The sequence below is a fragment of the Stenotrophomonas sp. genome (assembly GCF_032066555.1).
In the GTDB taxonomy this organism is placed as follows: domain Bacteria; phylum Pseudomonadota; class Gammaproteobacteria; order Xanthomonadales; family Xanthomonadaceae; genus Stenotrophomonas.
Genome location: NZ_DAMBKV010000014.1, coordinates 12,824 through 33,173, shown reverse-complemented (window position 1 = coordinate 33,173; position 20,350 = coordinate 12,824). Strand labels below are relative to the sequence as shown.

At 63.4% G+C, this 20,350-nt stretch carries 17 protein-coding genes; 10 read left to right on the top strand and 7 right to left on the bottom strand.

The features are described 5' to 3' along the window. Positions 1-56: 56 nt before the first annotated feature. On the bottom strand, positions 57-986 hold the full coding sequence (gene prmB, locus RT131_RS14880; protein WP_313173576.1) for a 50S ribosomal protein L3 N(5)-glutamine methyltransferase: 930 nt from the start codon (positions 984-986) through the stop codon (positions 57-59). Between the two features lie 215 nt (positions 987-1,201). Here prmB and RT131_RS14875 point away from each other — a divergent pair, with 215 nt between their 5' ends. Together RT131_RS14875 and asd are read left to right on the top strand one after the other, a co-directional pair. Further along, a complete protein-coding gene (locus tag RT131_RS14875; protein ID WP_313173575.1) occupies positions 1,202-1,849 on the top strand; it encodes an SCO family protein in 648 nt (215 codons plus the stop codon). Continuing rightward, positions 1,846-2,688 carry an archaetidylserine decarboxylase gene (asd, locus tag RT131_RS14870; RefSeq protein WP_313173574.1) on the top strand — a complete coding sequence of 281 codons (843 nt, stop codon included), beginning with the start codon at positions 1,846-1,848 and terminating at the stop codon, positions 2,686-2,688. The genes RT131_RS14875 and asd overlap by 4 nt, the downstream gene beginning before the upstream one ends. Positions 2,689-2,844: 156 nt before the next feature. Here asd and RT131_RS14865 read toward each other — a convergent pair whose 3' ends face one another. After that, on the bottom strand, positions 2,845-4,425 hold the full coding sequence (locus RT131_RS14865) for a transglycosylase SLT domain-containing protein (RefSeq protein WP_313173573.1): 1,581 nt from the start codon (positions 4,423-4,425) through the stop codon (positions 2,845-2,847). A gap of 123 nt (positions 4,426-4,548) precedes the next feature. On the opposite strand from RT131_RS14865, the gene RT131_RS14860 reads away from it, so the two are divergent. Both RT131_RS14860 and RT131_RS14855 read left to right on the top strand, forming a co-directional pair. Next, positions 4,549-6,048: a helicase HerA-like domain-containing protein gene (locus RT131_RS14860; RefSeq protein WP_313173572.1), complete on the top strand. Its 1,500-nt coding sequence runs from the start codon at positions 4,549-4,551 to the stop codon at positions 6,046-6,048. A gap of 107 nt (positions 6,049-6,155) precedes the next feature. Beyond that, positions 6,156-7,421 (top strand): hypothetical protein, encoded by a 1,266-nt coding sequence (locus RT131_RS14855; protein WP_313173571.1) that lies wholly within the window; start codon positions 6,156-6,158, stop codon positions 7,419-7,421. A gap of 191 nt (positions 7,422-7,612) precedes the next feature. On the opposite strand, the gene RT131_RS14850 is transcribed toward RT131_RS14855, so the two are convergent. Beyond that, positions 7,613-9,061: a rhomboid family intramembrane serine protease gene (locus tag RT131_RS14850; protein WP_313173570.1), complete on the bottom strand. Its 1,449-nt coding sequence runs from the start codon at positions 9,059-9,061 to the stop codon at positions 7,613-7,615. A gap of 103 nt (positions 9,062-9,164) precedes the next feature. Between RT131_RS14850 and greB the strand changes: the two genes are divergently transcribed. Further along, entirely contained in the window at positions 9,165-9,665 is a 501-nt protein-coding gene (greB, locus tag RT131_RS14845; protein WP_313173569.1) for a transcription elongation factor GreB, read from the top strand. Here greB and RT131_RS14840 read toward each other — a convergent pair. Both RT131_RS14840 and rimO read right to left on the bottom strand, forming a co-directional pair. Further along, entirely contained in the window at positions 9,652-10,491 is an 840-nt protein-coding gene (locus tag RT131_RS14840) for a DUF3025 domain-containing protein (RefSeq protein WP_313173568.1), read from the bottom strand. The genes greB and RT131_RS14840 overlap by 14 nt on opposite strands. Beyond that, entirely contained in the window at positions 10,488-11,849 is a 1,362-nt protein-coding gene (gene rimO, locus RT131_RS14835; protein WP_313173567.1) for a 30S ribosomal protein S12 methylthiotransferase RimO, read from the bottom strand. The genes RT131_RS14840 and rimO overlap by 4 nt, the downstream gene beginning before the upstream one ends. Before the next feature lie 302 nt (positions 11,850-12,151). Between rimO and RT131_RS14830 the strand changes: the two genes are divergently transcribed. The 3 genes from RT131_RS14830 to RT131_RS14820 are packed head-to-tail and all read left to right on the top strand — an operon-like array spanning position 12,152 to position 13,429. Next, positions 12,152-12,811 (top strand): dienelactone hydrolase family protein, encoded by a 660-nt coding sequence (locus RT131_RS14830; RefSeq protein WP_313173566.1) that lies wholly within the window; start codon positions 12,152-12,154, stop codon positions 12,809-12,811. Next, positions 12,808-13,230, top strand: coding sequence for an HIT family protein (locus RT131_RS14825; protein WP_313173565.1), 423 nt, complete (start codon positions 12,808-12,810; stop codon positions 13,228-13,230). The genes RT131_RS14830 and RT131_RS14825 overlap by 4 nt, the downstream gene beginning before the upstream one ends. Positions 13,231-13,261: 31 nt before the next feature. Further along, positions 13,262-13,429 (top strand): DUF5668 domain-containing protein, encoded by a 168-nt coding sequence (locus RT131_RS14820; protein ID WP_170183049.1) that lies wholly within the window; start codon positions 13,262-13,264, stop codon positions 13,427-13,429. Positions 13,430-13,501: 72 nt separating this feature from the next. On the opposite strand, the gene dcd is transcribed toward RT131_RS14820, so the two are convergent. Both dcd and apbC read right to left on the bottom strand, forming a co-directional pair. After that, a complete protein-coding gene (gene dcd, locus RT131_RS14815) occupies positions 13,502-14,074 on the bottom strand; it encodes a dCTP deaminase (RefSeq protein WP_313173564.1) in 573 nt (190 codons plus the stop codon). 172 nt (positions 14,075-14,246) lie between these two features. Next, on the bottom strand, positions 14,247-15,104 hold the full coding sequence (apbC, locus tag RT131_RS14810) for an iron-sulfur cluster carrier protein ApbC (RefSeq protein WP_313173563.1): 858 nt from the start codon (positions 15,102-15,104) through the stop codon (positions 14,247-14,249). Positions 15,105-15,282: 178 nt separating this feature from the next. Between apbC and RT131_RS14805 the strand changes: the two genes are divergently transcribed. Continuing rightward, complete coding sequence (locus RT131_RS14805) at positions 15,283-17,316, top strand: prolyl oligopeptidase family serine peptidase (RefSeq protein ID WP_313173562.1); 2,034 nt, start codon at positions 15,283-15,285, stop codon at positions 17,314-17,316. A gap of 146 nt (positions 17,317-17,462) precedes the next feature. Next, positions 17,463-20,330: a TonB-dependent receptor gene (locus RT131_RS14800; RefSeq protein ID WP_313173561.1), complete on the top strand. Its 2,868-nt coding sequence runs from the start codon at positions 17,463-17,465 to the stop codon at positions 20,328-20,330. Positions 20,331-20,350 lie beyond the last annotated feature (20 nt).

The following is a 20,350-nucleotide window of genomic DNA, read 5'->3' as shown; positions in this document are numbered from 1 at the left end:
CCTGCGCCAAGGCAAGAGCGATCCCCGCCTGCGCGAGGATGACGTCAAAAACAGGCTTACGCCCGCGCAGCTGCCAGCTCGGCGATGCGTGCATGGTGCGCACGCAGTTCAGCCGCCTCGACCGCGAAGATGCCCATCTGCCCGACCTTGAACTCGATCCAGGACATGTAGACCTCCGGCAGCAGCTTGATCAGGTGCTGTTCGGAATCGCCCACTTCGCAGATCAGCAGGCCGTCTTCGGTCAGGTGATCCGGCGCGTCACGCAGGATCCTCAGCACCAGATCCAGGCCGTCGTCGCCGGCACGCAGGGCCAGATCCGGTTCGTGCTGGTATTCCTTGGGCAGCGCGTCGGTCTCGTCATTGGTGACGTAGGGCGGATTGGTCACGATCAGGTCGTAGACGCGACCCTGCAGTCCCGCGAACAGATCGCTCTTGACCAGCTCCACGTTGTGGGCCAGCAGGCGCTCCTTGTTCTCCACTGCCAGCGACAGCGCGGCATCATTGACGTCACTGCCATCGACCTGCCAGTTGGGGTAGTAATGGCCCATGGCGATGGCGATGCAGCCCGAGCCGGTGCACAGGTCCAGCGCACGATGGACGTCACGGCCAGCCAACCACGGCTCGAAGCCATTGAGGATCAGCTCGGCGATCGGCGAGCGCGGCACCAGCGCGCGGGCATCGCTCTTGAAGCTCAGGCCGGCAAACCAGGCCTCACCGGTCAGGTAGGCGGCCGGCTGGCGCTCGTCGATGCGGCGCTGGAACAGCGCCAGCACCCGCTGCCGCTCCTCCAGCAACAGCTTGGCCGCGCCATAGGCCGGGCCCAGGTCCGGTGGCAGGTGCAGGCTGTGCAGGGTCAGCTGGGTGGCCTCGTCCAGCGCGTTGTCATAGCTGTGGCCGAAGCTCAGCCCGGCAGCATTGAAACGGCTTGCGCCGTAGCGGATCAGATCGACGATCGTATGGAGTTCAGCGGCCGCTTCGGCAGTCATGGCAATACGGAAATACTTGAAAGGTCTGCGATTATAGGCATCCGACCGGTATATTGACTGCCCAGTTGCAGCCGAAACTTCGGCTTTGGCCTCCAAAAGGCACCCAAACGCCGGCCAAACCACCGGGATGTACGCCTGCAATCCCCTACACTCCCGTATCCCGCCCACGGCGGACGCCCTGTCCTGCCGCCGTACCCGAACGGAAGCCCGCGCGCATGTTCAATCGAAACACCGGCATCATCCTGGCCATCGCCCTGGCCGCCGGCCTCGGCCTGCTGTTGGCGCAGAAGGTCTTCGGCCCCTCCAACAAGGGCAGCGAGGGCACCAGCAGCATCCTGTTCTATGGCACCCCGCGTACCCTGCCGGAGTTCGACCTGGCCCAATCCGATGGCACCCGCCTGATCCCCGGCGAGTTGCGCGGCCACTGGACCCTGGTATTCCTGGGCTTCACCTCCTGCCCGGACGTATGCCCGACCACCCTGACCGAGCTGGCCCAGGCCCAGAAACAATGGGAAACCATCCCCGACAGCCTGCGCCCGCGCGTGGTGCTGGTGTCGGTGGACCCTGAGCGTGACACCCCGAACCGCCTGGGCGAGTACGCCCATGCCTTCCACAAGGACACCATTGCCGCCACCGCCGACGTGCCCTCGCTGGAGCGTTTTGCCACCTCGCTGGGCATGGTGTTCCAGAAGGCCCCGGGCAAGCACTTCGAGCAGAACCCGGACGACTACAGCATGGACCACTCCGCCAGCATCGCCGTGCTCGACCCGCAGGGCCGGCTGGCCGGCCTGATGCGCCCCCCGTTCAACCCGCAGGCAATTGCCAGCGACCTGATCAAGCTCACCGAGAAATCCGCACCATGAGTCTGGTTACACGCCTCACCTACGTATTGCCGCACCGCCTGCTGTCGTCAATGGCCCGCTCGCTGGCCTATTCGCAGAACCCGCGCATCTCGCGCTGGCTGATCGACACGGTGACCGCCAAGTTCAACGTCAACCTGGCCGAAGCCGCCAATCCGGACCCACGCAGCTACCCCAGCTTCAATGCCTTCTTCACCCGTGCCCTGAAGCCGGGCGCACGCGTGCCCGCCGCCGATCCGCGCACCCTGACCATGCCGGCCGACGGCCACATCAGCCAGCTGGGGCCGATCGAGGATGGCCGCATCTTCCAGGCCAAGGGCCAGTCGTTCACCGCCGCCGAACTGCTCGGCGACGCCGCCGACGCGGTGCCGTTCAACAACGGTCTGTATGCCACCGTGTACCTGTCGCCGCGCGACTACCACCGCGTGCACATGCCGTGGACTGGCACCCTGCGCGAGACCGTGCACGTACCGGGTCGGTTGTTCAGCGTGGGCACCGATGCGGTGGCCAATGTGCCGCGCCTGTTTGCCCGCAACGAGCGCCTGGTCTGCCACTTCGACACCGATTTCGGGCCGATGGTGCAGGTGATGGTCGGCGCGCTGCTGGTCAGCGGCGTGGAAACGGTGTGGAGTGGCGAGGAAATCCCCGCCTACGGCGACCGCATCACCCGCAAGGATTGGCGCGGCAAGGGCATCACCCTGGAGCGTTTTGCCGAAATGGCGCGTTTCAACTACGGCTCGACCGTGATCGTGCTGCTGCCGCCGGGCGTTGCCGATTTTGACCCCTCGCTGACGGCCGAGAGCCCCGTGCAGCTGGGACAGGCGCTGGCCAAGCTGCGCTGACAGCGGCGCGTCCGATTGTAGGAGCGGCGTAAGCCGCGAAGCAGATAGGCCCTCAGACTGCAGAAGCTCTGAGCGCTGAAATCATCCCAGCTTCGCGGCTTACGCCGCTCCTACAAAACCAAACAAAAAAGGGCGCCTTTCGGCGCCCTTCCTGGTTCAACGGCCGCAGCCTTCCAGCTTCAGGCTTTGCCCGGGCTTGAGTGCGTAAGCCGGCGCGCGCAGGCCATTGGCGCGCGCCAAGGCCGGCAATTCGCATTGGAAGCGGTTGGCGATACCGCCGAGGGTGTCGCCGCGGGCAACCTTGTAGCTGCGTACTGCCGGCCGACGTGCCGGCGCAGCCGGACGCGGTGCCGGCGCTGCCACCGGCGCCACCGCCTGCGCGGCCTGCATCGCCTGTACATCACCCACTGCCACGCTACCGGTAACCGTCGCCGCCGAGGGGCGCTTGATCGCGGCATTCAGGTCCGCCGTTATCAGCGCACGGGCCAGATCGGCGCGCGGGCCACTGACGCAGTAACGGTTGTACAAGCCAGCAATGCGAGTGGTGACATTGATGGTGGTGCCGCCCGGAATCCAGCCATCGGCCTCATAACGCGGATTGAGATTGCGCAGCGCGCGCATGTAACCGTCACGGGTACCGGTGCTGCCCAGGCAGATGGTCAGCTCGTAGATGGTGGTCGACTTGGCCAGGCGGAGTGTCGCCGGCTGCGCGTTGAGCTTGGGGAATTCCACGCCGTACTGCTGCGGATGCAGGAAGATCCACGCAGCGGCGATCACCATCGGCACGTAATCCTTGGTCTCGCCCGGGAACTGGTTGTACGAGGTATCGGTCCAGAAGCTCTGCCCGCCGGTTTCGCGGTAGATGCGCGCGGCACGGCCTTCGCCACCGTTATAGGCAGCCAAGGCGTATTCGATGTTCTTGTTGAGCCCGCGCATGCGCTCATTCATGTAATCGGCACTGGCACTGGCTGCGCTGCGCGGATCAAAGCGGGTATCGAAGCCGGTGCCGTCCGGACCCAATCCGAAACGGCGGCCAGTGGCCGGCATGAACTGCATCAGCCCGGCCGCGCCAACGCGCGAGGAGGCATGCACGCGACCATTGGATTCCTTGGCCATGATGCCGAACAGCAGCGCTTCGGGCAGGCCATCCTTCTCCCATTCGGGCCACATGATCCCGCGCAGGTTCATGTAGTTCTCATAGCTGGTCAGCAGCGAGGGCCGCATATCGGTGAGCCAGCGACGGATGCCGGCCTGGATGGCCGGGTTGTACTCGACCATGTCGTCGAAGGCATGGCGATGATCGTTCAGCAGTGCTGCCGCACGCGCGGCTTCAGGCACGTCGGCCACCAACGGCGCGATATGGTCCGGATCGGCTTCCAATGGGCCGCCATCTTCACCTTCCGCGTCGCCGCTGGCATCAGCCCGTTGCTTGAGCAGGCGTTTATAGGTCGCCAGCAGGTTGCTGACCTGGCAGCCCTTCTGCGCGATGCAGGCACTGATCACGTCCTCCATGTCTTCCAGCGCCGCGTCGCCCTCGGTAGTGCCCTTGGGGTCGGCATTGGCAACCAGCACCAGCGCATCGCTGTAACGCTTCTCGGCCGCCGTCATCCGCGCTTCGATGGCATCAACCTTGACCTTGTCGCGGGCTGAGATCGCCTGGGCGGCCGGAGCCACGGTCAACAACGAGGTCGCCAGCAGCAACGACCAACGACGAGCAGGTAACAGGGATACGGGCATCAGCAGCACTGCATGACAAAGGTGAGGCAGGGTAGCTGGCAGACTGACCCGGGGGCAACATTGCCACCGCCGCGATACAGTCGGCCGTTAGAATCCTTCCTTCATTCATCAATGAGTGCCTCCATGGACCCGATCCTGCTCGGCAAAGGCGTCACCGACGACATCGCCGTCACCCTGCTCCCGCGCTTCGGCAACCGTCACGGCCTGGTGGCCGGCGCCACCGGTACCGGCAAGACGGTGACCTTGATGACGCTGGCCGAGGGTTTCTCGCGGCTGGGCGTGCCGGTGTTCATGGCCGATGTGAAGGGCGACGTGGCCGGCCTTGCGGTTGCCGGCGAAGGCGGCGAGAAGCTGGCCCAGCGCGCCGCCGAGATCGGCGTCGACGGCTTTGCCCCGGCCGCCAGCCCGGTGGTGTTCTGGGACCTGTACGGCAAGCTCGGTCATCCGGTGCGCACCACCGTCAGCGAGATGGGCCCTACCCTGCTGGCCCGCATCCTCGAACTCAACGACACCCAGTCCGGCGTGCTCGACATCGTCTTCAAGCTGGCCGATGACCGCGGCCTGCTGCTGCTCGACCTGGACGACCTGCGCGCCCTGCTCGGCCTGGTGGCCGAGGAGCGCAAGGACATCTCCACCGAATACGGCCTGGTCAGCGCGCAGTCGGTGGCGGCGATCCAGCGCTCGCTGCTACGCCTGTCGCAGGACGGCGGTGAAGCCTTCTTCGGCGAGCCGGCGCTGGAACTGGCCGACATCATGCGGGTCAACCACGATGGCCGCGGCGTGATTGGCATCCTTGCCGCCGCCCAGCTGATCCTCAAGCCGCGCCTGTATTCCACCTTCCTGCTGTGGCTGCTGTCAGAGTTGTTCGAGCAGCTGCCGGAAGTGGGCGACCTGGAAAAGCCCAAGCTGGTCTTCATCTTCGACGAGGCGCACCTGCTGTTCGACGACGCGCCGGCGGCGCTGGTGCAGCGCATCGAGCAGGTGGTACGCCTGATCCGCTCCAAGGGCGTGGGCGTGTACTTCTGCTCGCAGTTCCCGGACGACGTGCCGGCCAACATCCTTGGCCAGCTCGGCAACCGCGTGCAGCATGCGCTGCGGGCCTTCACCCCGCGCGACCAGAAGGCGGTCAAGACCGCCGCCGAAACCTTCGTGCAGAACCCCAAGCTCAACGTGGTCGCCACCCTGTCGCAGCTAGGCACCGGCGAGGCGCTGGTGTCCACGCTGCAGGACAAGGGCATTCCCTCGCCGGTGCAGAAGACCCTGATCGCGCCGCCGCGCTGCCGGATGGGCTCGATCACCGATGCCGAGCGCGCCCAGGTGCGTGCCGGCAGCCCGGTCGGCACCCGCTATGACAACGCCGTCAACCGCGAGTCCGCCGCCGAACTGCTGGCGCAACGCGCGGAGAAGGCCGCCGAACAGGCACCCGCAGCGCGTACGCGCCAGCAGGACGAGGCACAGGAAGGTGGCTTCGGCCAGAGCATCAAGGATGCGATCTTTGGTACCAAGCGCCGCCAGGGCATGATCGAAACCATGGCCAAGCAGACCACGCGCACCGTCGGCACCAAACTGGGCAACCAGATCGTGCGCGGCATCCTCGGCAGCATCTTCGGCGGCAAGCGCTGAGCAGCAATACCGGGCCGGCAATGGGCCGGCCCGCTACCGCACTGACCGGCCCATTGCCGGCCCACCCCCGCTACGGCCACAATCATTGCCTGACCCAGGGGGATGTCATGGAAGACCGCAAACGCGGCGCGAGCGCGCAACGTCCACAACCGTTCTGGCAGCGACTGCCTGCGATCACGCTCTATCCTGTGCGAGGGCCGGCGCTGTACTCGCTGATCGCGCTCACCTTGTGCACCCTGCTGACCTGGTTGCCGGCGATTGGCTGGCTGCTGGGCATCATCACCTGGGTGGCGATCTACCGTTACGCCTTCGAGGTGCTGCGCGAAACCGCCAACGGCCGCATGTCCTCCCCGGAGAACACCCTCAGCAGCAGCGATGGCACCGTCATCCGGCTGCTGGGGCTGATGATACTCATGGGCATTTTCGTGGTGGCGGTGGCGATCTTCACTGGCCCGGTGATCGGCTTGCTGACACTGGGTGCGGTGGTCCTGCTGCAGCCGGGCTGCGTGATCTCGCTGGCGATGGATGGCAGCCTGCGCCACGCCGCCAATCCGGCCACCTCGATCACCATCGCCTTCCGCATCGGCTGGCCTTACCTGGCGGCCTTCCTGCTGCTGTTCGTCATCCAGGCCAGCGCCTTGACTGCCGGCCAATGGCTGCACACGTTCATGCCGCCCGTTGTCGGCGAGCTGGTACTCAATTTCTTCAGCATCTGGGGCCTGTTCAGCGCCTTCCACCTGCTCGGCTATCTGGTCTACCAGTACCACGAGGCGCTGGGTTTCGAACCGGAAGGTGCTTACGACACCCTGGCGCTGCATGACCCGGACCAGCGGCTGCTGGATGAGGCCGAGCACTTCGTCCGCGAAGGCCAACTCGATGCCGCCCTGGATGCCCTGCGTGGCTCGGTGCGCTCACGCGCGGTGAGTCTGCCAGTGCACGAGTTGTACCAACGCCTGCTTCGACGCAAGGGCGCATCGGATGCATTGCGCGACCATGCCCGCCAGTACATCAACCGTCTTCTGATCGAAAAGCAGGAGCGCGAGGCGATGAACGTACTGCGCGACATGCTCGAAGTCGACCCGGACTTTACCCCGGCCGATCCGCAGCAGGCCGCACAACTGGCCGAACGCGCGCGCCTCGGCGGGCAGCTGCAACTGCAGATGGATACCTTGCGGGCCATGTTCAAGGCGTGGCCGCGTGCGCCGGAGGCAGCGCAATGGGCCTTGCAGGCCGCCTTGCTGCTGGGCGAACGCTACAACCGCGACGCCGAGGCACTGCAACTGATCGACGAGGCGCTGCAACGCTGCGAAGACGAGGAGCAGCGCCGCAAGCTCGAGGCCGCCAGGCAGGCCTTGCAGGTCAGTCCGGCCTGACGCAGCACGCTTGCGAGCACCGCCGCACAGCCAACGTAGCCCGGGTAAGCGCAGCGCACCCGGGAAGCAAGGACATCTGGGCGGATCTCCGTTCGTGCGGCAGCAGCCCCGGGTGCGCTGCGCTTACCCGGGCTACGGAGTGGTACCAGCAGACCGACCTTGCTCGCCTTGAAGCTGATGCGGCACTCCCTTCAGTCGTTCTCCAGCAGGAAACGCGCCTTGCCGGCCTGCGGCGTGCTACCAAACCGCTGTTGCAGCAATTCCAGCAGGCGGCGGCGCTGCGCATGCGCATGCGCCTCGCCGTGTCGCAAGGCCAGCCGGAGCCACCCCTGCGCCTGCGCCTCACCGGATAACTGCGTCGCCTGTTCCCATACTGCTTCCGCTTCCTGCAGCCAGCCGGCCTTGAGGCAGCGCTCGAACGCAGGTTGCGCCAGTTCGGCGACGACACCCTCGTGCAGCAGCTGCTGCACGATGCCCCGTTGCGCGGCCAAGCTGTTCGCATCATCAGCATCCAGCCGCAGCACGTCCGCTGCGCGCACGCGCTGATCGTCCAACTTGCCGGCGTTGGCCGCCACGCGATAACGCGCCAGTGCAACATCCAACCGCTGCGGTTGCTCGACGGCCAGCTCAGCCAGCACGCGCTCGGCCGCGGCATTCTCCAGGCGTCCCATGTATTGCTGCGCCTGTTCCCAGCGTTGATCGCTTGCCGACGCTTCGACCTCGTCGGCCATGAACGCTTCGCGGGTCTGCCGGGTCAACACCAGGACGGCACCCAGCAGCGCACCGCAGATCAAACCGCCGGCGTGGGCATCAAAGCCGATTCCGGCTTCGTCATTGGTCAGCAGGTTGAACACTTCCCAACCAAGCCACAGCGGCAACAGCCAGATCGCCGGCGCGCGCACATAGTTGAAGATGACCCCGAACCAATAGAAGAAGCGCACCGGCCGCATTCCCCATACCACGCAGAAGGCACCCATCACGGCCGCGATCGCGCCCGATGCCCCCAATCCGCCCCCCACCTCGCCCCAACGCCACAACACGCTGGCGACACTGGAGCCGACCGCCCCCAGCAGATACAGCCCGAGGAAACGCCAGGCGCCAAGTGCACCTTCCAGCAACAGCCCCAACACGACCAGGAACAGCATGTTCCCCAGCAGGTGCATCACGCTGCCGTGCAGGAACGCCGCCGACAGCAGTCGCTTCGGCGACCACTCCGAACTGCGCAGGATATGCCGCAGGGTGAATACCTGGTCCAGCTGCGCCTGATACGCGCGGCGCAACGGCGCCCAAGCCGCCTGCTCGTCTTCCGACTCGAACAGGCCACCGTTCTCCAGCGCTCGCTGGAACGCGACATCGCTCAAAGTCGCCATGCCAACGTAACCGCCCCGCTGTGCCACAGGAACGGACTGCAGTTCGGCCAGCGCTTCGCTTTGTGCACCCAGACGCAGGTGTTTTTCATACGCTGGCACTTCGTACTCCGCCAGTCCCGACTGCTGGTACCAGGCCTGCGTCGCCTGTACCTTTTCTTCGTCGCCGGCCTGCCAGGCAAAGAACACATAGATATTGACCAGCACCAGCAACACGGTCACCACGGGCAGCGTGCTCAGGTTGAGTGGCTTGTGCAGCGGCAGGATCAACATCGACCGAACTTCCTTGTCAGAGAACGCGAAGCTTCGGGCATCGATTGGCCTTGCGCAAGCAAGCCCGGCTACCATGCCCGCATCCACGCAATGCATGACCGCAATGAGCCGCTGGCGTCCCCCTGCAGAAAAAAGTACCGCCCTGATCACCGCCCAGGGCCATGCCCGGCTCAAGGCCGAGCTGGACGAACTGTGGCGGCAACGGCGGCCGGAAGTGGTCAAGGCGTTGGCGGCGGCCGCCGCCGAAGGTGATCGTTCGGAGAACGCCGAGTACACCTACCGCAAGAAGCAGCTGGGCGAGATCGACCGCCGCGTGCGCTACCTCAGCAAGCGGCTGGAAGCCCTGCGTGTGGTCGACACCACGCCCAGCGACCCGGAAGCCGTGTTCTTCGGCGCGACGGTTGAGCTGGAGAACGTCGACTCCGGACAGACCGTCATCTACCGGATCGTCGGTCCCGACGAAACCGATGCGCCAGCGGGCTGGATCAGCATCGATTCGCCGCTGGCACGGGCGCTGCTCAAGAAGCGCATCGATGACGAATTCGCTGTGGAACTGCCCGGCGGCCTGACCCGCTTCGCGATCCTCGACGTCAGCTACGGCTGAGCCTGAGCGGCTGCGGATAAACCCGCCCTTCGCGTAGCGGGCGAAAGTAGTCGGTCAATTGATAAAAGGCCGCGTCTTGGGGCGCATGCCAATGGGGGATGCCGGCCAGCGGCAGTGGCCGCAACTCGGCAGGGTCGACAAGCAAGGCATCGCCTTCGATTGCCGCCGCCACTGCGGCGACGCAAGCCACTTCGTCATCGCCAACGACAACCAGGCACTTCCCTACCAGCAATCGATCGGGCAGCAAGGCCTGCTCCATCAGCGCATGGCCAATCACCGCGCAGACCGCGATATCGCCTTCGCGCCAGCCATCCGGATCGAACAGTGCTGACCAGTCATGTCGATCCCATGCCGTCAGCAAGCCTGCATCGCGGACACGCACGATCAGCCCGGTTTCATCGAACTGGGTCAACGCCGCCTGCGCGCGATTGCGCTGGCTTGCCCCCATCACTGCGATATGCCGGCACTGCTGCGCATTGAGTGCGCGTTTGATCACGGGGTGGCGTGCCCACACCAGCGCGTTGAACAGGTCATGCCAGTTCTGCGCGCGGGTGGCGATACGGCCCTGCGCAATACGCTGTTCGTAGTGCAAGCCGTCATCCAGCAGCGCGTCGTCCTGGGTCACGAAGCGCTTGCCCTGCACGGGCAACAGCGCATTCAACGCATCGATGCCCGGCCAATCGACCGAATGCATCATTGCTTCAAAACCGTGGAAATCCGCGAACAGCGGATGATCAAAGCAGCGCGGATCCACCTGGCCGCGCAATGGCGCTATAAAACGACGCCGGCCCACGCCGGCATCGCTTGCGGCCGGCGCTGTGGTCACAGCACCTTGAGGTCGAACGGCGCAGCCTTGGCTTCGATGAGCGCATCACCGAACAGATCGTGCTCGTCGCTGTCGGTGATCTCGACGTTGACGAAGTCACCGACCCGCAGCTTGGCCTCATCGGCATTCTGGATATGCACCAGACCGTCGATCTCCGGCGCATCGGCCTTGGAGCGAGCCACGGCGATGCCGTCCTCGATGCCATCAACCAGACACTGCTGCACGCTGCCGATCTTGGCTTCGAGCTTGGCTGCGGAAATGGCGGCCTGCTTTTCCATGAAGCGGGCCAGTCGCTCCTGCTTCACTTCTTCCGGTACCGGGTCCGGCAGCTGGTTGGCGGTAGCACCTTCCACCGGCGAGTAGGCGAAGGCGCCGACGCGGTCGAGCTGTGCGGTATCGAGGAAGTCCAGCAGTTGCTCGAACTCGGCATCGGTCTCGCCCGGGAAGCCGACGATGAAAGTGGAACGCACAGTGATGTCCGGCGCGATCTCGCGCCAGCGCAGCACGCGCTCCAGGGTCTTGTCGACCGCACCCGGGCGCTTCATCAGCTTGAGGATGCGCGGGCTGGCGTGCTGGAACGGAATATCCAGGTACGGCAGGATCTTGCCCTCGGCCATCAGCGGCACCACGTCGTCGACGTGCGGGTACGGATAGACGTAGTGCAGGCGGGTCCAGGCATCGAGCTCGGACAGGCCTTCGCACAGCGCCTTCATGCGGGTGGCGTACTCCTTGCCGCGCCAGGTTCCCGGCGCGTACTTGCGGTCCACGCCATAGGCCGAGGTGTCCTGCGACACCACCAGCAGCTCGCGCACGCCGCCCTTGACCAGACGTTCGGCCTCACGCAGCACCTCGTCGACCGGGCGCGACACCAGGTCGCCACGCATCGAGGGAATGATGCAGAAGCTGCAACGGTGGTTGCAGCCTTCGGAAATCTTCAGGTACGCGTAGTGACGCGGGGTCAACTTGATGCCGTAGTCCGGCACCAGGTCGACGAACGGATCGTGCTTGGGCGGCAGCGCGGCATGCACCGCCTCCATCACCGTGGTGTAGTCCTGCGGACCGGACACTGACAGCACGTCCGGGTAATGCTCGCGGATCATGTCGCCCTTCTTGCCCAGGCAGCCGGTGACGATGACCTTGCCGTTCTCGTTCATCGCCTCGCCAATCGCATCCAGCGATTCGGCCACGGCCGAGTCGATGAAGCCGCAGGTATTGACCACCACCACATCGGCCGAGTCGTAGGACGGCACGATGCTATAGCCCTCCACCCGCAGCTGGGTGAGGATGCGCTCGGAATCGACTAGGGCCTTCGGGCAGCCAAGGCTGACGAAGCCGACTTTGGGGTTCAGCTGGGACATGATCTGGAAATCCTGGGGCCGGGCCGGAATGGCAGCAGGGCCGGAAAGCCGGGCAGTATACCGGGCCACGGCCGCGACGCCCTGCGGCTGGCTTAATACGCAGGAGAGCTGATAATCAGTCTCATTGCGGGAATGACTGACTAGAGCCCCTCTCCCGCGAGCGGGAGAGGGGTTGGGGTGAGGGGAAGCTTCTAGCAAGCAGACCCCGCTCTAAAAGCTCCCCTCATCCGCCCCTTCGGGGCACCTTCTCCCGCAGGCGGGAGAAGGAACTCCGCCTTTCGCCCCTTACCCCGGAGCCCCTCATGTCTCAGTGGATCACCCTCCCCACCCCACTCGACCCGGTCCGCGCCTGGCAGGCCCTGCCCTCCGGCAGCCCACGCGCCGGCCTGGTGGTCATACAGGAAATCTTCGGCGCCAACGCGCACATCCGCCATGTCGCCGAGCAGTACGCCGCCGAGGGCTATGCGGTGCTGGCGCCATCCTTTTTTGATCTGATCGAGCCGGACCTGCAGTTGGACTATGACGCGGACGGCGTCAGCCGCGGCAAGGCGCTGGTCGACGAGCTGGGCGTGGACCGCGCGGTAACCGTGGTCGAAGCCGCCGCTGCGGCATTGGCGCCCTACGGCAAGGTCGGCACGGTCGGCTATTGCTGGGGCGGCACCATCGCCATGCTGGCCGCGCAACGGCTGGGCCTGCCATCGGCCAGCTACTACGGCGCGCGCAACGTGCCGTTCCTGGACACAGCGTTCATAGCCCCGGCCATCTTCCACTTTGGCGACCAGGACGCCTCGATCCCGGCCGCCGCCGTTGCAGCGCACCGTGAAAAACAACCCGACTTGCCTGTATATGTCTATCCAGCCGACCACGCCTTCAACCGCGAGGTCGGCATGCACTACCACCCAGCCAGCGCCGACCTGGCGCGCGAACGCACCTTGGCCTTCTTCAGCGAGAACCTGCGATGACCGAAGCTGTGACGTCCTATTTCGTACTTGACACCCGCCTTGCCGCCGACAGCGTGCTGATTGCCGATGGCCCCCTGTCGCAGATCCGCTTGATGAACGACGACCGCTTCCCTTGGGTCGTGCTGGTACCGCGCGTGCCCAATGCCAGCGAGTGGATCGACCTGGACGGTGCCCAGCAACGCCTGCTGCTGGCCGAGATCAACCAGATCTCCCAGCACCTCAAGCACAAGCCAAACGTCAGCAAGATCAACATCGGTGCGCTCGGCAACATTGTGCGCCAGTTGCATGTGCATCTGATCGGCCGCAACGAGAACGACGCCGCGTGGCCGGGCCCGGTCTGGGGCAGCGGCAAGGCACAGCGCTTCGATCCGGAGGTGCTGGCCCAACGTGTCGAAATCTGGCGCCAGCGGCTACGATAAGCACCTTCTTCCTTACGGACTCCGCAAGCCGATGCGCTCCAATCTGATCGCCGCCCTGATCCTGATCATCGTTGGCCTGTTCTTCCTGGCCAAGAACCTCGGCTGGATCAACGGCAACATCGGCACCATGCTCGCCACCTGGTGGCCGGCCATCCTGGTGGCCGTCGGTATCGGCATGCTGTTCGGGCGCGGCAAATAAGCCGCTCCGCCGGATCCTGCATAAAGAAAAAGGCGCCTGACGGCGCCTTTTTCATTTCAGCCCAGGCCGCACTCAGGTGCGCGGCAGGGTAACACCGGTCTGGCCCTGGTACTTGCCGCCACGATCCTTGTACGAGGTCTCGCAGATGTCATCCTTGTCGGCCTGGAAGAACAGCATCTGCGCCACGCCTTCGTTGGCGTAGATGCGCGCCGGCAGCGGCGTGGTGTTGCTGAATTCCAAGGTGACGTGGCCTTCCCATTCCGGCTCCAGCGGCGTGACGTTGACGATGATGCCGCAGCGCGCGTAGGTGCTCTTGCCCAGGCACACCACCAGGGTGTCACGCGGGATGCGGAAGAACTCCACCGTGCGCGCCAGCGCAAAGGAGTTCGGCGGGATGATGCATTCATCGGCCTCGATATCGACAAAGCTCTTCGGGTCGAAGTGCTTGGGGTCGACAATGGTCGAGTTGATGTTGGTGAACACCTTGAACTCACGCGAGCAACGCACGTCGTAGCCATAGCTGGAGGTGCCGTAACTGACGATGCGCTGGCCATCCACCTGCTTGACCTGGCCGGCTTCGTACGGCGCGATCATGCCCTGCTGTTCGGACATTTGGCGGATCCAACGGTCGCTCTTGATGCTCATTCAGTGATCCTGTTCACGTTGTGCCGCAGCATGCCTGCGGCCGGGGGTGGTCGATTCTAGCCTAGAGCCGGCCAGGAGCCGGCAAGCAATCGCCTGCCAGCAATTTCTGCACACTCTATATAAGGCAAGGCCCGCTGAGCGGGCCTTGCTTGCTACCCAGCTGGCGACTGCCTCAGATCAACGAGGACAGGATTGGAATGCTGGCGCGTGGGCGCTTGGCCAATTCTTCCGCCATCCGCTGCGCCGCCGCCATATAGGCCTTCGCCGCGGCCGAATCGGGCTGCGCAACCACGATAGGCGCACCCACATCACCCTGCTCGCGGATGCCGATGTCCAGCTGCAGCGAGCCCAACAACGGCACCCCGTACTGCTCGGCCATGCGCTGGCCGCCACCTTCGCCAAACAGATGCTCGACATGACCGCAGCTGCTGCAGGTGTGCATGGCCATGTTCTCGACGATGCCCAACACCGGCACCTCGACCTTTTCGAACATATTCAAAGCCTTGCGCGCATCCAGCGTGGCAATGTCCTGCGGCGTGGTAACGATCACCGCGCCGGCCACCGGGATCTTCTGCGACAGCGTCAGCTGGATGTCACCGGTACCCGGCGGCAGATCGATCAGCAGGAAGTCCAGGTCACCCCACAACGTGTCGTTGAACAGCTGGGTCAACGCGGAAGTGGCCATCGGACCGCGCCAGATCATCGGGGAGTCCGGCTCGATCAGGAAACCGATCGACATCGCCTCGACCCCGAATGCCCGCAGCGGCTCGATGGACTTGTTGTCCGGGCTCTCCGGCCGCCCGCTCAGGCCCAGCATGGCCGGCACGCTGGGGCCGTAGATATCGGCGTCCAGCACACCAACCCTGGCGCCCAGCGCTTTCAGCGCCAAGGCCAGATTCACCGCCGTGGTGGACTTGCCCACCCCGCCCTTGCCCGAACCGACCGCAATGACATTGCGGATACGCGGATGGGGGGAGAGCCCCTTTTGCACACGATGAGTGGCTGGGCGGGACTGATCGTAAAGCTGCATGACGTGAAGAATTCAAAAGAGTTGGCCGAGATAGTGCCACACCCGACTTTCGCGAGAAAAATCAAAGACCCCCACGTAAAAACAAGCCACAGCATTGACGAAAATACAGCATTCATTCATCTTCGACGCAAATGTGCCACGACTCGGCACATAAGCCACAGCCAAGGACGTCACATCGATGAAACAACTCAAGTGCGCCAAGTTTGCCCTCGCAGCCAGCATTGTTCTGGCTGCGACAACCACCCAGGCCGCCCCAACCCCCTTACCGACGGAGAGCTTTGCGAAGATCCCGGCCATTCAGTCCGTGACAATGAGCGCGGATGGCAAAAGGCTCGTCGCCATCATCGCCGCGCCAGGCAGCAACAATGGCGATACCGCACTGGCCAACTGGGACATGGACAAGCTGGGCAGCGGCCCCACTTCCATCACCCCTTCGGGTGATCGAATGAAGTTCATCGCCGCCAGCGCACTCAAGGCAGGAAAGACACTGGTCATTGGCCGTCAGGAATTCACCGGCCAGTTGTCAGGCTGTGGCGAGGGCAACTCCACTGGCGCCACCAAGACCTTCCTGACCAAAGCCTATCTGACAGACCCAAGCCAAACGAAGTTCGACGAAGCGTTCGCCGACAACACCCGCAAGCTCGGCGTCAGCGAGCAGACACAGCGCTGCCTGGAATTGGCCGGCTCTGCATCGCTGGTCCACTCGCTTCCGCTTGATCCTGACAAAGTCATCATCTCGCAGATGAATGAGTTGACCTTGTCGGCAAATTACTATCTTTTCAACCTTGTCACCGGAAAGACCGAACTACTGTTCCGTGGCGGCACACGTTCCGCACCGGGCCTCTTCCATCCACGGAACGGCGAACTGCTTACCCGCAGCCAGATCGAACCCCTTGGGTCGAACGATTACGAACAGCAGATCCTGATCAAGAACAAGGGCAACGGGCAATTCGACAAGCACGATGCCCTTACAACCAAGCTCAGCGACCGCTACACCATGGAAGTGGCCGGAATCGATGACGCTACGGGCAAGCTCTACATCCTGACTGACAAGTTCTCTGATCAGGTCCAGGCATGGCAGTACGACCCTGCGACCAAAGCCTTTGACAAGGAACCGCTGGCAGCTCACCCCGAGTACCCAATCGGCAACCTGATCCTGGGCACACGCCCAAGCAACTTCAATCAGGTTCTCGGCTTTTACGTAGACGGCCCGCGCCGCGAAGCCATTTACGTCGACCCACAGATGAAGGCACTGAGCGACAGCCTGAAGCAGGCCTACCCAGGGCAGTACGTCAGCATCACAGGCTATAACGACGACCTGTCCAGGGTGCTCTACACCACCAGCAGCGCAAGCAAACCGACCTCCTACTTTGTCCTTACAGACAAGAAGAACGTGACCCAATTGGGTAGCGAACGCCCCTGGATCGACAGCAATCAGATCGGCGAACAACGCTGGATCACCTACACAGCGCGCGACGGCCGCAAGATCCCGGCGATTCTTGACCTGCCAGCAGGCTGGAAGGAGGGTGATGCCACCCTGCCGGCGCTCGTGCACCCGCACGGCGGTCCGTGGGCACGTGATTACACAGGCTGGGACGTATCCGGCTGGGTCCCGTACTTCACGTCCCGCGGCTACGCGGTAGTCCGCCCACAGTACCGTGGCAGCACCGGCTTCGGCCGCGACCACTGGATTGCAGGCGACAAGCAGTGGGGCCTGACCATGCAGGATGACAACGATGATGCTGCCGCCTGGCTGGTTTCCCAGGGCATCGCAGCAAAGGACCGCATTGCCATCTTTGGCTACTCCTATGGCGGTTTTGCCGCCGCAGCAGCCACAGTTCGCAGTCCTTCACCGTTCCAGTGCGCCATTGCAGGCGCCCCGGTGACCGACCTGGCTCGCCTTGGCGTGTCCTGGAGCGAAAACCGCCTCCAGCGCATCCTCCAGGGGCAAACGGTCAAGGGCATGGACCCAATGCAGCACACCGCCAACGCCAACATCCCCGTACTGCTCTACGTGGGTGACCGCGATGTACGCACACCCGCCTTCCATGCCCGCGGCTTCTACAACGCGGTCCAAGGCAAGGTAGCAGCCAAGTTCGAATTGATCCCGGACATGCCCCACAGCATGCCGTGGTACCCCCGGCACTACCAGGCAACGCTTCCGCTGATGGAGAGCTTCCTGCGCAGCGATTGCGGCCCGAACGGGCTTTGACCCCCCTCCCCAGCCCTTCGCCTCGCGAAGGGCTGAATGGGCCTGCAACAAAAATAGTTACAAATGTTTGATATTCACCTTGCATTTACATTACTTGCTACCTAGACTCAGTTAACCGAAACATAACAAGACGGGGAAAAAGCAGCATGCGCAAAGCAAATGGACACACTTCGCCAATTCGCCTGCCTCTGACACTTGCGGTTCTGGCCTGCCTCCAGGCGGCTCCCGCCTTCGCACAGGAAGCCACTACTTCCGAGAGCGACAAGTCAAGTCAGCAGCAGACGAACGCCGGAGCAACTGACCTTGACAAGGTAACCGTCACCGGCTCTCTGCTTCGCCGCGCTGACTACGACACCATTTCCCCCGTCTTCACCATCGAGACCGAGACCAACACGGCACAAGGCCAGGTCAACGTTGGCGAATTCCTGCAGAAGTCCGCCATCGGCGCTGCCGAAACGCAGATCACCCACCAGTTTGGTGGCTTCGTGGTTGATGGCGGTACTGGCGTCCAGACCTTCTCGCTGCGTGGACTTGGCGCCAATCGCACCCTGGTGCTGCTCGACGGCCAGCGTCCCGGCCCGGCAGGCACCCGTGGTGCAGTGGGCGCGTTCGACCTGAACGTCATCCCGACTGCCATTCTGCAGCGCGCTGAGATTGTGAAAGACGGTTCGTCTTCGATCTACGGCTCCGACGCGGTCGCTGGCGTGGTCAACCTGATCACCAAGAAGAATTTCGAGCGCCCTGAACTGACCGTCACCTCGCGCATCCCACAGCACGGTGGTGGCGAAGTATTTGCCGCCTCGCTGGCCAACGGCTGGAACTTCGATAAGGGCAGCGTCGTCGCCGCCGTCGAGTGGTACCGCCATAACGAACTGACCCGCGGTGAGCGAGACTTCCTCAACTGCTCGGAAGATCGGGTCACGGATGCGGACGGCAACCGTATTGACCGCACCGATGCCTCGATCTACGGCCCGCGCCCGTTCTGTCTGAACCTGCAACACAATTACATCGCGGAATACGGCACCGCGAAGGTTTGGGTACCTACCGCAAACGGCAGCACAAACGGTCCGTTCGCTGGCTATGCTCCAAGACAGGACAAGACCTACGCAAACGGCAGCACCCAGGCCTATACGCAGATCCCATCCAACTTCAATCGTTGGGGTGAAGCCCACATCATCAACCGCCAGGAGCGTAAATCCGCTTACTTGGCCGCTGATTTCGGCTTCGATTCGTTCAATTGGAGGAGCCAGTTCCTCTACAACCAGCGCGACACCGAGAACTTCAGCTGGCGTCAGTTCTTCCCCATCCTGGAAGCACCGGGCACCGTGAACGGAATGGCCCAGCCCGTCATGCCGTTCAAATCCATCACCCAGGTCCAGGTGGACTATTACTACCTGGCCAACAAGCTGGATGGTCTGTTTGCCGGTACAGATTCCTGGGGCTGGGAAGTCAATGCGAACTACAGTCGCTCCAGCGGCACCTATCGTAACCTGGGCATTGACACTCGCCTGACTGGCGACCTCAGCTATGAAGATAGTGGTACGCCCGCCGGGAATTTCTTCGACCCAGGCTATCTGAGTGGCGCCAAGGTTGATGAGCTGGTTGATATCCTCGGCATCTGGCACACAGGCAAGACCACCTTTGACCAGGCTACCGTCAATGCCGTTTTCAGCGGTGAATTGTTCGACCTGCCAGCAGGTGCTGTGGGAATGGCTGCCGGCCTGGAGTACCGCTATTACAAGATTGACGATCAACCGAGCCAGGTCTCGCGCGATGGCTTCATCTGGGGCTCCTCCAGCGCAGATGTGACCAAGGGCAATGACAAGGTCAAGGAAGCGTTCGTGGAACTCGAGGTGCCGCTGCTCAAGGGCATCACGGGCATCGAGTCGCTGACTGCCAATGCTTCCGGTCGTATGTTCCAGTACGACTCGGTCGATGGGTCGGACAGCGTGTGGAAGGTCGGCCTCAGCTGGCAGATCAATTCCGCGCTCCGTGTTCGCGGCACCTTGGGCACCTCGTATCGCGCCCCGGGCCTGTATGAGCTGTACCTTGGAAACCAGACCGGGTTCCAGCAACAGACGGCGATCGACCCGTGCATCCGCTGGGGTGAAAAGAGCAATGACCAATTGGCGGCAAACTGCGGCTCCTTGGGTATTGCTCCCGACTACGCAGGCAATGGCTCCAGCGCAACGATTTACACCAGTGGTGGCGCAGGCCAACTGAAGCCGGAAACCTCGCGTGCCAAGAGCGTCGGCCTGGTCTTCACGCCATCGTTTGCAAATCTGAATGTGGCAATCGACTACTTCGACTATGAAGTCAATGACCAGATTGCCTCGCTGGATGCGAGCGACATCGTCGGTGGCTGCTACGGGTCCACGGCGTTCCCGAACAAGTTCTGCGACCTGATGAGCCGTAACCCTTCGACTGATCCGAATGAACCTTTCCGGATTACCGAAGTGCATGCGCAGTACATCAACATCAACAAGCAGCGCACCCGTGGTTGGGACTTGACGGCAAACTGGGAACACGAGTTCGGTTTCGGCAAGTTCACGGTGGATTCGCAGGTCACCTACACGCTGGAAGACGTGATGCAGTTGTTCGACAGCGCGGAGGCCAGCGGCCTGAGCAATTCGGACCAGCTGGGCTTCATTGGCCGTCCGGATCTGGTCGCCAATTTGGGGCTGACCTTCAAGCGTGGCGATTGGAGCTTCAACTGGCTGACCTCGTACATCGCCGAAACCAAGAACAAGGACCTGAAGGAACAGTTCACCTATCTCGGCCGTCCTGATTCCTACCGCGACATCACTGCTGACGCTCGCTACTACCATACTGCGTCGATGACGTACGACCAGTCGGACTGGCAGATTCTGGTTGGCGTGGCTAATGTCTTCGATGCCAAGCCGCCATCAATCTCGACCGGCGCCGGCACGCGTTACGGCAATGTGCCTGCGTTCGCTACGCAGTACGACTACTACGGCCGCACCCCGTTCGTGCGTCTGAAGTACAAGTTCTGATAAGCAGTTGAAGTTGAGTT

Coding starts and splice junctions, on each gene's coding strand:
- RT131_RS14825 (WP_313173565.1), top strand. CDS start 12,808: ATGACCGAAGCTGTGACGTCCTATTTCGTACTTGACACCCGCCTTGCC.
- RT131_RS14850 (WP_313173570.1), bottom strand. CDS start 9,061: ATGTTGATCCTGCCGCTGCACAAGCCACTCAACCTGAGCACGCTGCCC.
- dcd (WP_313173564.1), bottom strand. CDS start 14,074: ATGAGCATCAAGAGCGACCGTTGGATCCGCCAAATGTCCGAACAGCAG.
- RT131_RS14800 (WP_313173561.1), top strand. CDS start 17,463: ATGCGCAAAGCAAATGGACACACTTCGCCAATTCGCCTGCCTCTGACA.
- RT131_RS14820 (WP_170183049.1), top strand. CDS start 13,262: ATGCGCTCCAATCTGATCGCCGCCCTGATCCTGATCATCGTTGGCCTG.
- prmB (WP_313173576.1), bottom strand. CDS start 986: ATGACTGCCGAAGCGGCCGCTGAACTCCATACGATCGTCGATCTGATC.
- RT131_RS14830 (WP_313173566.1), top strand. CDS start 12,152: ATGTCTCAGTGGATCACCCTCCCCACCCCACTCGACCCGGTCCGCGCC.
- greB (WP_313173569.1), top strand. CDS start 9,165: ATGAGCCGCTGGCGTCCCCCTGCAGAAAAAAGTACCGCCCTGATCACC.
- asd (WP_313173574.1), top strand. CDS start 1,846: ATGAGTCTGGTTACACGCCTCACCTACGTATTGCCGCACCGCCTGCTG.
- RT131_RS14805 (WP_313173562.1), top strand. CDS start 15,283: ATGAAACAACTCAAGTGCGCCAAGTTTGCCCTCGCAGCCAGCATTGTT.
- RT131_RS14865 (WP_313173573.1), bottom strand. CDS start 4,425: ATGCCCGTATCCCTGTTACCTGCTCGTCGTTGGTCGTTGCTGCTGGCG.
- apbC (WP_313173563.1), bottom strand. CDS start 15,104: ATGCAGCTTTACGATCAGTCCCGCCCAGCCACTCATCGTGTGCAAAAG.
- RT131_RS14875 (WP_313173575.1), top strand. CDS start 1,202: ATGTTCAATCGAAACACCGGCATCATCCTGGCCATCGCCCTGGCCGCC.
- rimO (WP_313173567.1), bottom strand. CDS start 11,849: ATGTCCCAGCTGAACCCCAAAGTCGGCTTCGTCAGCCTTGGCTGCCCG.
- RT131_RS14860 (WP_313173572.1), top strand. CDS start 4,549: ATGGACCCGATCCTGCTCGGCAAAGGCGTCACCGACGACATCGCCGTC.
- RT131_RS14855 (WP_313173571.1), top strand. CDS start 6,156: ATGGAAGACCGCAAACGCGGCGCGAGCGCGCAACGTCCACAACCGTTC.